This window comes from Shewanella gaetbuli, assembly GCF_023284065.1.
GTDB lineage: Bacteria > Pseudomonadota > Gammaproteobacteria > Enterobacterales > Shewanellaceae > Shewanella > Shewanella gaetbuli.
The window spans coordinates 258,913-273,968 of record NZ_JAKIKP010000004.1; the positions used below are offsets into that span (position 1 = coordinate 258,913).

General features: G+C 39.0%; 14 protein-coding genes. 10 read left to right on the top strand and 4 right to left on the bottom strand.

From position 1 onward, the window contains the following. The first annotated feature begins 69 nt into the window (after positions 1 to 69). Both L2672_RS08000 and L2672_RS08005 read left to right on the top strand, forming a co-directional pair. The gene (locus L2672_RS08000; RefSeq protein WP_248995304.1) at positions 70 to 2,529 is read left to right on the top strand and encodes a glycoside hydrolase family 15 protein; all 2,460 of its coding nucleotides are present in this window, start codon (positions 70 to 72) and stop codon (positions 2,527 to 2,529) included. Positions 2,530 to 2,779: 250 nt separating this feature from the next. Continuing rightward, a complete protein-coding gene (locus L2672_RS08005; RefSeq protein ID WP_248995305.1) occupies positions 2,780 to 3,169 on the top strand; it encodes a DUF805 domain-containing protein in 390 nt (129 codons plus the stop codon). Between the two features lie 137 nt (positions 3,170 to 3,306). Here L2672_RS08005 and L2672_RS08010 read toward each other — a convergent pair whose 3' ends face one another. The 4 genes from L2672_RS08010 to L2672_RS08025 all read right to left on the bottom strand — a co-directional run bounded on the left by L2672_RS08010 (position 3,307) and on the right by L2672_RS08025 (position 7,062). Beyond that, positions 3,307 to 4,263, bottom strand: a complete 957-nt coding sequence (locus tag L2672_RS08010; protein ID WP_248995306.1) for a DUF808 domain-containing protein — start codon at positions 4,261 to 4,263, stop codon at positions 3,307 to 3,309. Positions 4,264 to 4,280: 17 nt separating this feature from the next. Continuing rightward, positions 4,281 to 5,198, bottom strand: coding sequence for a transporter (locus tag L2672_RS08015; protein WP_248995307.1), 918 nt, complete (start codon positions 5,196 to 5,198; stop codon positions 4,281 to 4,283). A gap of 73 nt (positions 5,199 to 5,271) precedes the next feature. Then, entirely contained in the window at positions 5,272 to 6,306 is a 1,035-nt protein-coding gene (locus tag L2672_RS08020; RefSeq protein WP_248995308.1) for a LacI family DNA-binding transcriptional regulator, read from the bottom strand. Positions 6,307 to 6,366: 60 nt separating this feature from the next. Then, complete coding sequence (locus L2672_RS08025; protein ID WP_248995309.1) at positions 6,367 to 7,062, bottom strand: DUF3334 family protein; 696 nt, start codon at positions 7,060 to 7,062, stop codon at positions 6,367 to 6,369. Between the two features lie 267 nt (positions 7,063 to 7,329). On the opposite strand from L2672_RS08025, the gene L2672_RS08030 reads away from it, so the two are divergent. From L2672_RS08030 to L2672_RS08065, 8 genes are all read left to right on the top strand, one after another. After that, positions 7,330 to 8,928, top strand: a complete 1,599-nt coding sequence (locus L2672_RS08030; RefSeq protein WP_248995310.1) for a methyl-accepting chemotaxis protein — start codon at positions 7,330 to 7,332, stop codon at positions 8,926 to 8,928. Between the two features lie 215 nt (positions 8,929 to 9,143). Continuing rightward, entirely contained in the window at positions 9,144 to 9,401 is a 258-nt protein-coding gene (locus L2672_RS08035) for an HPr family phosphocarrier protein (protein WP_248995311.1), read from the top strand. 40 nt (positions 9,402 to 9,441) lie between these two features. Continuing rightward, positions 9,442 to 11,148: a phosphoenolpyruvate--protein phosphotransferase gene (ptsP, locus tag L2672_RS08040; RefSeq protein WP_248995312.1), complete on the top strand. Its 1,707-nt coding sequence runs from the start codon at positions 9,442 to 9,444 to the stop codon at positions 11,146 to 11,148. 151 nt (positions 11,149 to 11,299) lie between these two features. Beyond that, the gene (crr, locus tag L2672_RS08045) at positions 11,300 to 11,815 is read left to right on the top strand and encodes a PTS glucose transporter subunit IIA (RefSeq protein ID WP_248995313.1); all 516 of its coding nucleotides are present in this window, start codon (positions 11,300 to 11,302) and stop codon (positions 11,813 to 11,815) included. 225 nt (positions 11,816 to 12,040) lie between these two features. Next, positions 12,041 to 12,385, top strand: coding sequence for an ArsC family reductase (locus L2672_RS08050; protein ID WP_248995314.1), 345 nt, complete (start codon positions 12,041 to 12,043; stop codon positions 12,383 to 12,385). Further along, on the top strand, positions 12,382 to 13,509 hold the full coding sequence (gene dapE / locus L2672_RS08055; RefSeq protein WP_248995315.1) for a succinyl-diaminopimelate desuccinylase: 1,128 nt from the start codon (positions 12,382 to 12,384) through the stop codon (positions 13,507 to 13,509). The genes L2672_RS08050 and dapE overlap by 4 nt, the downstream gene beginning before the upstream one ends. Further along, a complete protein-coding gene (locus tag L2672_RS08060; protein ID WP_248995316.1) occupies positions 13,503 to 14,195 on the top strand; it encodes a M15 family metallopeptidase in 693 nt (230 codons plus the stop codon). Before dapE ends, L2672_RS08060 begins: the two co-directional genes overlap by 7 nt. A 27-nt stretch (positions 14,196 to 14,222) precedes the next feature. Then, a complete protein-coding gene (locus L2672_RS08065; protein WP_248995317.1) occupies positions 14,223 to 15,041 on the top strand; it encodes an alpha/beta fold hydrolase in 819 nt (272 codons plus the stop codon). Positions 15,042 to 15,056 lie beyond the last annotated feature (15 nt).

Sequence of the window (15,056 nt, forward strand, 5' to 3'; positions counted from 1 at the left end):
ATCAGACTGTCAGTAAACATAAAACAATGACTTTAAAATTCTAAAAAATAGAACAAATTGGGGAACATAATGTTAAAGCGTAAACTACAGATAAAACAAACAACATTATCAAGTGCAGTTGCCATCGCCTTACTGGGTTTAAGTGCTTGTTCAAGTGAACAAGTGACACAAGAGCCATTACAACAAGTTGAGCCAACTAAAGTCAGTGTTGCACCGGGCGCACCGGGTGCCGATCCGGTTTGGGCGTTTTCAGGTAAAACGGGCATTGGCACATCCTATGAGCCATATACTCAAGGGCAATATCAAGATGCTGATAATAACCCTATTAGCAAAGTGTGGTTTTCGGTTGCACAAGGCATTCTAACTGAAACCATGTACGGCATGATCCATAACGCTCAATTAAAAGAACTTCAATTTGTTATTGCTGGTAATGACTTTGTCGACACTGAAAAGAACGACACTATTTCAACCATTGAATATTTACATCAAGATGAAGCGGGCCGCCCACTATCTTTGGCTTATAAAATCGTAAATAAAGATAAGCAAGGTAAATACCAAATAGAAAAACATATTTTCACTGATCCAAATCGTGACAGTTTAATGATGAAAGTCATTTTCACTGCCTTTGAAGATGGTATTACTCCTTACCTGTACGCAAATCCACATATTGATAATAGTGGCGCTAATGATATCGCTAGCGTAGAAAACAACGCCTTAGTTGCCTACACCAATGAACAACAATCTTCAGTAATGACCATCAAGTCAGATATCGATTTTGTTCAAGCCTCTGCAGGTTTTGTCGGGCAATCGGATGGCTTAGTCGACCTAGCAGACAACGGTAAACTTGACGCCATTTATAGTACTACCAGCACAGACTCTACTAATGCGGGTAACGTTGCGCTAACGGCACAATACCCTACCCTAAATAGCAATAGCTACACAGTAAACTTCAGTATTGGCTTTGGCGCAGATAAAGCCAGCAGCCTAGCCACTGCAGATGCAACGTTAACCACAGGTTACGATGCCGTGTTAAGCGCTTATTTAGGTGATGAAAAACATCTTGGTTGGAAAGATTATTTATCTTCGTTAGCCCCGTTAGAAACCATGGTTAACAATACGACTGACAATGGCAAACTATTATACGCCAGTGCCTTAGTGCTAAAAGCCCAAGAAGACAAAACCCACGCTGGTGCATTAATTGCCTCGCTTTCTAACCCTTGGGGTGATTCAGTTTCAGCAAAAGTGGGCAGTACTGGCTACAAAGCAGTATGGCCACGTGATTTTTACCAGTGTGCCATGGCGTTTCTTGCTATGGGCGATACCGAAACCCCTAAAGTGGCGTTTGAATACTTGAAAAAAGTCCAAGTGACTGACAGCACTCCTGGTTATGAAGGCACGCCTGGTTGGTTCTTACAAAAAACCCATGTAGATGGTCAAATTGAATGGGTTGGCGTACAGCTAGATCAAACAGCAATGCCAATTATGCTGGGCTGGAAACTTTGGCAAGCTAAAGTATTAACTGATGCAGAGGCCGTTAAATGGTACCAAGAGATGTTAAAACCAGCGGCTGACTTTTTGATCACCGGTGGCAAGGTGAAACTAGATTGGAACGACACTTCAATAACACCGCCAAGCACTCAGCAAGAGCGTTGGGAAGAGCAAGCTGGTTTCTCTCCTTCAACCACCGCAGCAATTATTTCTGGCTTAGTAGCCGCATCTGAACTAGCAACATTGGCGAATGATAAAGACAGTGACAAATATCTTGCTGCGGCCAATAAATTATCAGCCAGTTTAGAAACAACCATGGTGACTAATACCGGCGAATTTGCCAAAAATAGTCAAGGTGAAGTTGCGCCGTATTATGTTCGTATTAGCCCAAAGGGTAACCCAAATACTGACACCAAACTGCTAGATAACAATGGCAAACCAGGCCTAGACCAACGTCAAATTTTAGATGGTGGATTTTTAGAGTTAGTTCGTTACGGGGTTAAAGATGCCCAAGACCCAATAATTCAAAACAGCGTTAAGTTAATCGACAATATGCAATTGGAACATAACTTACGAGTAAAGTATGAATTCAAGGCTAAAGACGGCTCAACCATTCCTGGATATCGCCGTTATGGTAACGATGGTTATGGGGAAGATGTCACTACTGGGTTAAGTTATGCTGAAAAAGGTAATACTGCAGATCAACGTGGTCGTGTTTGGCCTTTCTTCACCGGCGAACGTGGTCATTACGAGTTAGCGTTAGCTAAATCAACAGGGGCTTTATCTGCAGAAACTAAAACAAATTTAGTTAATACCTACGTTAAAGGCATGGAAACCTTTGCCAATGTAGGCTTAATGCTGCCAGAGCAAGCATGGGATGGTGTAGGTAATCCTACTCGTTACAACTATCAACTTGGCCAAGGTACTAACTCGGCTACACCGTTAGCCTGGACTCACGCTGAATACGTTAAATTGGTGCGTTCAATGACAGATGAAACTGTTTGGGATCACTACCCTATCGTTGTAGATAAAGTGAAATAACTATATAAAGCAAACGATTAGTTAACATATTAATTTAATCTAATGCCGTCAGTTTTTGTAATTGACGGCATTTTTTATTGTATCAACAAGGCTAAATCGTTAATACTATGTAATAGCAATCATAATAAATAACTTGATAGCTAAAGTGCTAGATTTAAGGTCAATATAATAAATCAATGAGTTAACTTCTGTACTATCACAGAGGCTCGTTTTAAAAAAATTTACACATAAATAATGTAGGAAAAACTCAATGGAATGGTATTTAAAAGTATTAAAGAATTATTTTGGTTTTAGTGGCCGTGCTCGCAGAAAAGAGTATTGGATGTTTGTGCTTATTTCTACAGTAATTAGCATCGTATTATCCCTTGTTGATTTAGGGATCGGCACCTTTGATGAAGAAACGGGCTCAGGGTTATTATCAACAATTTACGGTTTAGCAGTGTTAATTCCGACTATAGCGGTGTCATTTCGTCGATTACACGATACTAATCATTCAGCATGGTGGTTACTCATCGTATTAATTCCATTTCTTGGGGCACTATTCTTACTGATTGTATTTTGTTTCGACAGTAAAGAAGATAATCAATACGGACCTAACCCTAAAGCTATTCCTGACGATAACGCTGAGATTGAAGCATAAATTCACTAATTGTCAGCTCAATTTAGCTAATTGCTAGACAGAAATACTATAAAAAGCACATGACCTAAAAAGTGAATGTGCTTTTTAATGAGCAAATATTGGCTTGATGAAACCGTTAATGCCACTGAAGATTTTGCCTATTTAGTCGGTTTAAACTTTTCCAGCACACTCATTAACCCAACCGCTAGTGCACCGGCAAGCACGCCAAAAATTGAATTAAGTATTGATGGCGTAATAAGCGAAATAAAGGTGCCAATGTATTCAATTTCATGCATCAAACCTGCAGTATGTTCAATGGCTAAGTAAACGGGGTGAATACCGTGGGTAAGTATTCCTCCGCCTACCATAAACATGGCTATGGTGCCGACTATAGTTAACATCTTCATCAGATAGGGGGCGCTGGTAACTAATTTCAAGCCCACACGTCTGCCTACACGTGTTGATAAGCCCTGCCCGTTGCGTTGATGTAAATACAAGCCTAGATCGTCTATTTTTACAATGGCGGCCACTAAACCATAAACACCTATTGTCATGACGATTGCGATTACAGATAAGGTTAAAAATTGATTCAGTAAGCCTGTAGTTGCAACAACACCTAAACTAATGGCGATGATTTCAGCCGATAAGACAAAGTCTGTTCGAATAGCCCCTGCAATTTTTTGCTTTTCATAAAACGCCAAATCCGCCACATCAGTTGATAACTTCTGTTGGGCTTGTGTTTGCTCAGATTCAGTTGTGTGATGATTACCAGAGCGGCGCATTAAATAACTATGATAAATTTTCTCAAAGCCTTCAAAGCACAAAAATAGCCCACCAAACATTAATAAAGGGGTTATAGCCCACGGTATAAATGCACTAATTAGCATAGCGGCTGGAACTAAAATTAATTTGTTTTTAAAAGAACCTTTTGCCACCGCGTAAACCACAGGTAATTCGCGCTCAGAAGATACCCCAGATACTTGCTGGGCATTTAAGGCTAAATCATCACCTAAAACACCCGCCGTTTTCTTTGCCGCAACTTTACTCATGGCGGCAACATCATCCAAAATAGTGGCAATATCATCCAACAAGGTTAATAAACTGGCACCGGCCATCTCTTTATTCCTTTAAATTAAAATGCATACATCCATATAGCACCATAAGAATCAAAGTCATTACCAATTCGGGTGATAACCCCTGTGTTCGCATAGAGTTTGACACTATGATGTTGATTTAACGCCCATGAATAATTGATCCCAAATCGTGAATTACTTTGTTCATCATCTGATTCAACGCCGTTTTTAACGGTTTCACCACCTATAAAATAATTACCACTTAATGAAATCCATTGCCGTGGCGTTAAGTTATATATTAGGTGAGCTTGTAAATTATATTGTGGATCTTTTTCTAAATATGCGTCATTAAAAAAATCGTCGTTATCAGCATATAAGCGAATGGTTGTATTAACACCATAAAACCAATTACCACTACGGTATGACATGCCAAAACCTGGGCGGAATACCCATTGGTTGGCGCCAACATTAATAAGCTTATCGCTATCATAACTGCCTACGGGAACACTGAGTTGCATACTCACTCCCATGACCAAGCCTTGTTGGTATTTAGCAAACTCCTGACGTGTTAATGCTGGCGCACCATAAAAGTTCCAAGTGAATTTTAACGTGGGATCAGAATAACCACATTGTTGCCCTTCAACGTAGTCACCTTGATATATTGCAGAGCCGGCAATACATACTCGGCTTGCAACAATATCAAATTTTGATGAGCTTCCCGCTACATCAAAAGTCGTTGCATAACCCAAAAGCCCAGCATCAATTTGTAAATCAGAATCTTTAATGGGAACTTCAGGCGCAGGAGACAAACTGCCTTGAGAGCGATTATACCCAGCCACAATAAAGTGCATATCAATAGGTATGTTACTGTAGCTTCTTGGTTCAAGATCTTGTGCATTTACTTGGTAACACACTGATGATGCCACCATTAACAAACTACTGGATAACACACTACTGGCTAACATTTTACTTGGCATAGTATCGCTACTCCCTTAATGGATAACTCATGCGTTTAGCATTGATAAATTAATTTTGTGCAGCTCAGAATGTTTAACTTTTTAATTGGCTACCACAAGATTGGCGTACAACTAAGTTAGTTGGGATTAACATAGGTGACACTTCTTGACCTCTTATCAACTTCAACAAACATTCAACTAAAATTTCACCCGCCAATTGAGTATTTTGTTTTACTGTCGTCAATGATGGATTAGCAAAGCTGGCAATAGGAATATCATCGTATCCCATAATGGCAACATCTTCTGGTACTTGAACACCACGTTTTTTCAAGGCACGTAAAGCACCAATAGCAATCAAGTCACTAGCAGCAAAAATGGCATCAAATGGTATATTTTTATCCAGTAACGCGTTAGCCGCATCAAAACCAGAACTTTCTGTACTTATCGCATCAATTTGCAATGCCTTATTAACCAAGAACCCTTTGGCTTTGATCGCTTCGCAATGACCGAAGTAACGATCCCTAAATTCAGGACTATGGCTAGATGAATCCCCTAAAAATGCAATTGTTTTTCTATTTTGATTTAGCAGATGCTGTGTCGCAAGCATGCCGCCTTGATGGTTATCACATCCAATAGACAACACAGACTTGTTATTATGCTCTGCTCCCCAGATAACAAAGTGGGTATTTTGCTGCAGTAGCTTTTCTAGCTTATGGGCATAATCTACATAGTCACCATAGCCTAATAAAATAATGCCATCGGCTTTATTACTGTCTTCATAATCAGCATGCCAATCACTTGATAGTTGTTGAAAAGACACCAATAAATCATAGCCCTGTCTAGCGGTAGCACGGGTAATTGAACCTAACATAGACAAAAAGAAAGGATTGATCATCGAATCATCATTAGTCGGGTCTTCACAGATCAATAATGCCAATGTATGACTGTTTTGAGTTCTCAGATTACTGGCATTTTTATCGACTTTATAATTTAACTCTTTGGCTATGGCTTGAATACGTTGTCGAGTTTCTAGATTGACCAATGGGCTATTTCTTAGCGCGCGCGATACCGTTGATTGCGATACACCTGCACGATAAGCAATGTCAATTGATGTAGCTTTAGAGGGCATAGTGGTTGTTTTACCTTACTCTTATCAATATGTTTCAATATACAATTTTATAGGAAATGACTATAAACCAAGCTCGCTCAACAACTCGTCAGAGTCATCAGCGACGATCCCTTTTACGCCAACATTTGCAGAAGCTGGCACCGCTACATTTTTCATTCGATGAGATTCAATCAATGAATCAGGATCAACTTCTTCATCCATTTCAAAATCAGCAGATCGCATAAACTCGGTTTTATCCATGGCAAATTCAAGATAAAAAATGTGATTATTTTCAGTTTTAAATGACACTCGTCTAGCGACGGCATTGTCTAGGTTAGTATCTACCGAAATCGTTAACTCTTTATTAATTGTCAACATTTTTGGCTGACTTTGGCTAATAGAGGTTTGCAGTTCTTTAGAAATCTTACTGATAAAGTCGCCCAAAATTTGATTCATCAACTCACCCATTACATTTCCCACATCATCCGAAGTATGAGAAAAAGCAAGCTCCGACTCTGGCATACCCATGTTAATCATATACTTACGATAAATTTCTATGGCAGAATCAGCTGAAAAATTAATGACTACCAAGCCTGAAAAGCCACCATCAAATATAGAAAAGCAGCCTAAATCTGGTTTTAATCTAGTACGAGAAATAGTTTGAACCATACCGGCATGAGTGACATGGGTCGCTGTGGTGCTTGAAAGCACATGGGAAACTGAATGGCATAACTTTAATAAAATATCGTCGTTGTTAACTGTTTGATATGTATTCATTGTTTGTGACCTTCTCTATTTATTGTTATTAATCTTGCGGGTAAATTGAAAAAAAATCAAAACTAAAACAACTCTTTAGCCATATATATTGCACTTTACACCCCCGAAAACCATAACGAGCTGATTCACAAAGAGTTAATCTGATCGCTACAAGCGTTAAGTTATCGTTAAAAAATATGGTTGGCTCACAGATTTAATAATCGTTACTCTATTTATCGGCCTAAGATCCTTATAATACCCTCTTGCGATGATCACTTAAGGACTACAATGATTGCAATACTGCGGCAGTTAACTATTCTGAAACGACTTTTTATTATTCTCATTCTTGCTGCAATAGGAACGGTTACCTTTGGTAGCTTTTCGATTAAAGAGCAGTATGACAACCTAAAGACAGAGAAATTTCATCAGCTAGAATCAATACTCACTCAATTTAATGCCACCGTTAAGCATCTAAACAATCATCACTTTAGCTTATCAGACATCATAAACTTGGCTAATAGCCTGACTGAACAGAGCCAATATCCTATTGTTATTGTAGACGCAAACAAACAGATATTAACCCTTAATGAACAAATCAACCTGCCGCAATCTACTATCAACACCATTAAAGACAATGACGGTAAATTAAGTATAGACAACCTGTTAGAACAGAGTAAATCGGCCAACATTGCTACTGCTGACATCACGTTTACCAATGGTTCACAGCAATTATTTGCCGCTTTATATAACCCGACTCATCAATTTTATATTTTAGCTAGTGCTGATTCGGAAGACTTAAATAGCACCTTGAATCAGGTGATTTACAATTATCTGATCATCATGTTACTCATTTCAGCCCCTATATTTCTTTTCTTTTTACTGCTGAATCATTCAATTACACAACCTATTAATACCGTCATCGCTACCATGAAAGATATTGCAGCAGGTGAAGGAGATTTACGCCATCGACTAGATGAAAATGGTAATGATGAAGTGTCAGAACTTGCAAAAGCTTTTAATATGTTTGTGATAAAAATTGCTAACGTTGTAGCCGAGCTAAATCCTATTGTGAATAAGCTTAATGATAATTCAGCTCAGTTACTAAAGGCCGTTTCTACTTCTCAAAACAGTAGCAATAATGTCAACCAAGAAACTCAAAGTGTTGCAGCAGCAATACATGAAATGTTGACGACAACTCAAGATATGGCGCGTAATACCCAACAAACGGCAGAAAGCGCGAATGACGTTACTGAACAAGCAAAACACGGCCAATTATTAATGGAGTCAACTGTTGTTCAAAGTGTTTCATTAGGTAAAGAGTTACAACATAACGTAGAGGTCAGTAAAACCTTATATCAATCATCCAATGAAATAAGCTCGATTTTAGAAGTGATCAAAAGCATTGCCGAGCAGACCAATTTATTAGCATTAAACGCTGCTATCGAAGCCGCCAGAGCGGGCGCACATGGTCGCGGTTTTGCAGTGGTCGCTGATGAAGTAAGAGCCTTAGCCAATAGAACACAAGATTCGACCAACGAGATTAGCCAAATTGTTGCCAAAATACATAAAGGCATTGAATCTTTAAGCCAAAGTAACCATCAAACCTTGCAACAATCTGATGAATTACAAACTAAAGCGGTAGAAACAAGTGATGCAATGGAAGCGATTTTGACCTTGGTAGCGAACATTAATGACATGACAACTCAACTAGCCAGTGCCACAGAGCAACAAGCTATGGTGACCGAGGAGATCAACAAAAACATCACCTCTATAACCGAGTTAACTCAACAAGTTGTTTTAACAAACCAAACCAATGAAAATGAAGCGATACAACTCGAAAGTATTAGCCAAACAATGGATAACACTTTAAAACAATTCAAAATTTAACTAGGCAAATTGACAAGCCGCTATTTCAGTTGAATACCCTGTTTTCAGGGTATTCAAGACACACTTATCATCATTAGCTGTGAATATGCGGTAAAAATAAGCGCATAAAAGGCTTCCTGTCCCCCAATAGGAATACAAGCTTTGATGAGAATGTTCATTAATGTATAGTTAGCCCTGCACCAAGCCCCCTTCAAATTTTATAGAGTTTAAGCAGTATGTATAAAAAAACCGTAACCATTACGGCTCCACATGGGATTCACACCAGACCTGCAGCGTTATTAGTTAAAGAAGCGAAAAGCTTTGACTGCGATGTTATTGTTGAGTGTAATGGCAAACAAGCAAGCGCTAAAAGTTTGTTTAAATTACAAACATTAGGCTTATATCAAGGTGTTGAAGTCACGGTTATTTCTGAAGGAGAGCAAGCTCAACAGGCGGTTGAAAAAGTCGCTGAGCTGCTTATCACGTTAAGTTAACTATTCTAAACTGAATTAACAGTTAATTGCTGGAGGTATTATGCAGGTAAACGGCATTGTGGTATCAACAGGCATTGCCTTAGGCAAAGCGTTGAAATTGACCACTCAACCACAAAATCTAGACCTGCGTTTATTGCCCGTTTCAAGCATAGAAAGTGAAGCAAACCATCTCCATCAAGCCATTCAAAAACTCATCACCTATTTAACCAACTGTCAGAGTAAAGTCAGCCCAGACTGCGATAATTTTCAGTTAATTGATGCTGACATTTTGCTTTTACAAGATGATGAGCTGATAGATGAAATGTTATCTCACATCCGTCAATATCGCGTTACGGCAGGTGTCGCTATTGACCGAGTATTTACCGAGCAAGCACAAGCCTTAGAAAATATTGACGACCCATACTTAGCTAATCGCGGTAAGGATATTCGTGTTTTAGGCAAACGTTTAATCACGACATTGCAAGGTAACAGTCAATTAGATTTAACCCAAATTACCCAAGACACTATTTTACTAGCAGATGAATTGACCCCTGCTGACTTTGCCATTTTACCGTTAAATTATATTAAAGGCATTGTATTAGAGTCTGGTGGGCTTACAAGTCATACTGCGATTTTAGCTCGTTCAGCAAGAATACCTGCCCTATTAAACTGCCAGTGGCGAGCGAAAAAAATTAAAATCAGCAATGGTCAAAATCTTGCACTCAATAGTATTGATGGCCAACTGATTACCGCTCCAACTGAGCAACAATTAACACAGTTAAAACAACAGCAATCAGAATATCTTGCTCATTTAGAGGCACTTCAAGCCTATAAAAACTTACCCAGTGAAACGCTAGACGGACACAAAATTACCCTAAGAGCTAATGTTGGTAATTTAAATGAAATAAGCAGCTTAATGGAAGTTGGTGCTGACGGGATTGGCTTATTTAGAACCGAGTTTTTATTAATCAATACCGACACTATTCCTAATGAAGAACAGCAATATCAAATATACTGTGATGCATTACATTCACTGAATGGCCAACAACTCACCATTAGAACTTTCGATATTGGTGCCGATAAAGACATTCCATTCTTAAACCAAGCCCTAGAAGAAAACCCTGCGTTAGGGGTACGTGGCATTCGCTATAGTTTGTTGCATCCAAAGATGTTCATTCAGCAAATAAAAGCGATATTACGTGCCGCTGCACATGGCAATATACGCTTAATGTTTCCGATGATTTGTCAGTTAGAAGAACTTAATCAAGTTTTTAAGTTAATTGATCAAGCTAAAACACAATTACAGCAAGGCAATATCGTGTTTGGTATTGTAGAGTACGGCATTGTTGTTGAAACACCTGCCGCGGTATTAAATTTATCAAGTATGTTGGCTCAGTTAGATTTTGTCAGTATTGGCAGTAATGACTTAACACAATATACCTTGGCAGCCGATAGAACCAACCCTCAGCTAGTCAGCGATTATCCTCCCTTGTCTCCTGCAGTCATTAAGTTGATTTCAATGACGATAGAACAATGTAAATTGCTCGATGTCAAAGTTTGTCTATGTGGCGAATTAGGCGGAAACAATAAAGTGCTGCCGTTATTAGTGGGCATGGGAATTGATGAACTCAGCTTAAACCCAAGTAACTTATTGGCGGTTAAAGCAAGGTTAGTAAAAGGAAATTACCGTGCGTTTTGCCAACATGCAGATCAGATTAAATCTTTGTCAACAATTGACTCGATAGACCAAGCAATCAATCAATTTTAGCCTTTATTCATGGCGGCTTAAAATTATTGATGAAAATTAATAAGATTTGTCATATAAATAGACACAAAAATCACAGCGCAGTGGTATGATTTATCGTTAAATATAAATTTAGTTAAATGCCATTACACAATAAAATAAGAGGCTTGCTCAAATGGGATTTTTAAGCCGTATTAGACGTCTTATGTCAGGACAACCTGAACTTTCAGGGGGAATTGCTATTTTAGCCCCAGTATCAGGCACAATTGTACCTATTGAAAAAGTACCCGATGTCGTATTTGCTGAAAAAATTGTCGGTGACGGTATTGCCATTCAGCCTGAAGGAGAATTTATCCTCTCTCCTATTGAAGGTACAATCGGTAAAATTTTTGAAACTAATCATGCTTTTAGTATTGAGTCTGCTCAAGGGCTCGAATTATTTGTGCATTTTGGTGTTGGCACCGTGGAGTTGCGTGGTAACGGTTTCAAGCGGTTAGTAGAAGAAGGGCAACAAGTCAAAGCGGGTGAGCGTATATTGGCATTTGATTTAGAATTTCTACAAGGCCAAGTTGATAGTTTATTAACCCCTGTGGTGCTTGCCAATATGGAAGACATTAAAGGCTTAGATAAATCTCCTGAGGGTTTTGTTGTCGCGGGTAAAGACACTATTTTTACCGTGCAATTATCATAAACAAATTCAGTACAACAAAGCTTTTATAATGTAATACTCTGAAATAAAACCATAAATGCAGAAATGCTATCCTGCATTTGTGGTTTACATATTGTGGTTTAAAAATGTAATCCCCCAGAGTAAGCCGCTTGAAGATACTTCATTTACGGACCATTATATTGTCAACTTTGAAGCACAATTCCACCATTAAACAATGAATAATAATGAGATTTAGGGAGCCTTAGTTTGAAATTATATGGCATAAAAAATTGCGATACCGTTCGTAAAGCCAGAAAGTGGTTAGAAAATAACACCATAGAATATCAATTTCATGATTTTCGCGAACAGGATTTAACTGAAGACGTTGTCAGCAACTGGTGTGAAAAACTAGGCTGGGAAGTGGTATTCAATAAACGTAGTACCAGTTTCAGGGCCCTAGACGACGCACAAAAAACGGATTTGAACCAACAAACTGCTATCAAACTCATGGTCGAACAACCGACGTTAGTTAAGCGTCCAGTATTAGACAATGGCACCCAAGTCATGGTCGGTTTTAAAGAAGCAGAATATAAAGCGTGGTTTCAACTATGAGCGAAGTAATTGAATTAGCAAAAGATTTACTTTCAAGACAATCCATCACACCATTAGATGAAGGTTGTCAACCGCTAATGGCTGAACACTTGAGTAAGATTGGTTTTAACATTGAATCAATGGTGTTTCATGACACCACAAATATGTGGGCAAGACGCGGCACAGAGTCACCTGTCTTTTGCTTTGCGGGCCATACAGACGTTGTCCCTACCGGTGATTTAAACCGATGGCATACCCCTCCTTTTGAGCCAACTATCATTGATGATTATTTACATGGGCGTGGTGCAGCAGATATGAAAGGCTCATTGGCCGCCATGGTGATTGCCACTGAACGCTTTGTGGCTAAACATCCTGATCATAAGGGATCCATTGCCTATTTGATCACTAGTGATGAAGAAGGTCCATTCATTAATGGCACGCCTAAAGTTATTGAAACATTAGAAGCACGTGACGAGAAGATTACCTGGGCTTTAGTTGGCGAGCCTTCATCTACCCATAAACTGGGTGATGTAGTTAAAAACGGCCGTAGAGGCAGTTTAACAGGAAACTTAACCGTAAACGGTATTCAAGGTCATGTAGCCTACCCTCATTTAGCTGAAAACCCAATTCATGAAGCCTCAGCAGCTTTAGCAGAACTTGCCCAAATGCACTGGGACAATGGTAATGAGTTCTTTCCGCCAACCAGCTTTCAAATAGCGAATATTAATGGTGGAACCGGCGCTTCAAATGTTATTCCAGGTGAGCTTAAAGTGATGTTTAACTTCCGTTACTCAACTGAAGTAACCGCAGAAGAGCTAATCAAAAGAGTTCTAAATATACTGGATGCTCATGGCTTAAATTACGATATTGACTGGGTATTTAATGGCTTACCCTTTTTAACCGGTGACGGCCCGCTACTTGAAGCAACTAAGGAAAGTATTCGCGAGGTTACTGGTTACGATACTGATCCACAAACCACAGGTGGTACATCAGATGGTCGTTTTATCGCACCTACTGGCGCGCAGGTAATTGAATTAGGTCCAGTTAATGCAACGATTCATAAAGTGAATGAATGTGTCAGCACAGCAGATCTTGAACAACTGGCCTTGTGTTATGAACGTATATTGGAAAAACTACTGTGCTAGTAGCAAAACCAAAACTGACGCAACCACACCTTTATGGCTGTGATGCGTCGGCGTTAGTTCCCTATCAAACCACTCTGTTGCACCCAGATGCATTAATCGCTTATGAACAAATGAAACACAGTATTCAAGCTGATGGCTTAGACATTGATATTTGTTCAGGCTACAGGTCTTTTGACAAACAATTAGCCATTTGGAATGCTAAAGCCAGTGGTCAAAGAGTGTTGTTAGATAAACATAGCAAACCAGTTGATATCAAAACTCTTAATCAAACAGAAATAGTCGATACAATTTTAATTTGGTCAGCGCTTCCTGGCACCTCAAGGCACCACTGGGGAACAGATATAGATGTTTTTGATCCACGTAAGATAAGCCGTGACAACCTCCAATTAGTCTCAGCAGAATATCAACATAGCGGCCCTTGCCATGAATTATATTCATGGCTAAAAAGTAACGCTTTCAAGTTTGGTTTTTACTTTCCATTTCAACAGGGTAAAAGCGGAGTTAGCCCAGAAGAATGGCATTTAAGCTACTTCCCTGTTGCACAGCAATATACTGAAGACTTTTGTAGCGACACTCTTTTAACGCTATTAACTCCAATTGAGATACACTTAAAACAAGATGTTTTACCAAGACTCAATGCATTGGTTCAACACTATGTAAAATATGTCGCCCGCCCGAATCAATAATTTTAATTTACCGTTTTAGAGCCCAATATGTTAACCACTGACTTACAGTATTCCATCGATAATCACCCTTTACATTTTGCAGATATAGGTAATGGTGAAGCGATAATTTTTTTACATGGACTATTTGCTAATAGTCAAATTTGGCAGGCACAATGTCAGGAATTATCAAAACATTACCGTTGTATCACCATTGATCTCTGGGGACACGGTAATAGCACGACTTTCAATGAAAATTGTCAAAGTTTAGTTGATGTTGCCGACCATATTGATCAATTAGTCTCATCATTAAAAATCGATCAATATCATCTAATAGGACATGGCTGTGGTGCGACCATCGCAGCAGAAATAGCGTTAAAGTACCCAGTTAAAACAAAATCGTTAACTCTGCTGAATGGCTTTATTGGTTATGAACCACAAGTGAATTGTGCTAAATATCAATTATGGTTAGATGAAATCAATCAAACCCAAAAAATAAACCATCAGCTTGCTACTACTATCAGCCAGTTAATGGTGGCTAAAGGCTCTAATCATCAGCATATTATTGAGGGCTTTGCTAAACAACTGAGTGGTTATTCAGATACACAAGCGGTTGCAATAAGCCAATTTGCCCATCAAGCTATTTATAAACGAGACACTTTTGAACTTGTAGAACAGCTCACTTTGCCAACCATGGTCATTGTAGGTGTAGAGAATCAATTAAGAACGGTACTAGAAAGCTATTTAATGAGCGATGAAATTGATGGTGCTTGCCTACATCATATTTCTAATGCGGGCCATTTAACCATGATAGAACAGCCTGAAGCATTAAATACTTTGCTTAGCCAGTTTTTAGGTTCGGTCAAGTAAATAGCAATAACACAA

Coding starts and splice junctions, on each gene's coding strand:
- L2672_RS08015 (WP_248995307.1), bottom strand. CDS start 5,198: ATGCCAAGTAAAATGTTAGCCAGTAGTGTGTTATCCAGTAGTTTGTTA.
- crr (WP_248995313.1), top strand. CDS start 11,300: ATGGGATTTTTAAGCCGTATTAGACGTCTTATGTCAGGACAACCTGAA.
- L2672_RS08065 (WP_248995317.1), top strand. CDS start 14,223: ATGTTAACCACTGACTTACAGTATTCCATCGATAATCACCCTTTACAT.
- L2672_RS08010 (WP_248995306.1), bottom strand. CDS start 4,263: ATGGCCGGTGCCAGTTTATTAACCTTGTTGGATGATATTGCCACTATT.
- L2672_RS08030 (WP_248995310.1), top strand. CDS start 7,330: ATGATTGCAATACTGCGGCAGTTAACTATTCTGAAACGACTTTTTATT.
- L2672_RS08035 (WP_248995311.1), top strand. CDS start 9,144: ATGTATAAAAAAACCGTAACCATTACGGCTCCACATGGGATTCACACC.
- L2672_RS08020 (WP_248995308.1), bottom strand. CDS start 6,306: ATGCCCTCTAAAGCTACATCAATTGACATTGCTTATCGTGCAGGTGTA.
- ptsP (WP_248995312.1), top strand. CDS start 9,442: ATGCAGGTAAACGGCATTGTGGTATCAACAGGCATTGCCTTAGGCAAA.
- dapE (WP_248995315.1), top strand. CDS start 12,382: ATGAGCGAAGTAATTGAATTAGCAAAAGATTTACTTTCAAGACAATCC.
- L2672_RS08005 (WP_248995305.1), top strand. CDS start 2,780: ATGGAATGGTATTTAAAAGTATTAAAGAATTATTTTGGTTTTAGTGGC.
- L2672_RS08025 (WP_248995309.1), bottom strand. CDS start 7,062: ATGAATACATATCAAACAGTTAACAACGACGATATTTTATTAAAGTTA.
- L2672_RS08000 (WP_248995304.1), top strand. CDS start 70: ATGTTAAAGCGTAAACTACAGATAAAACAAACAACATTATCAAGTGCA.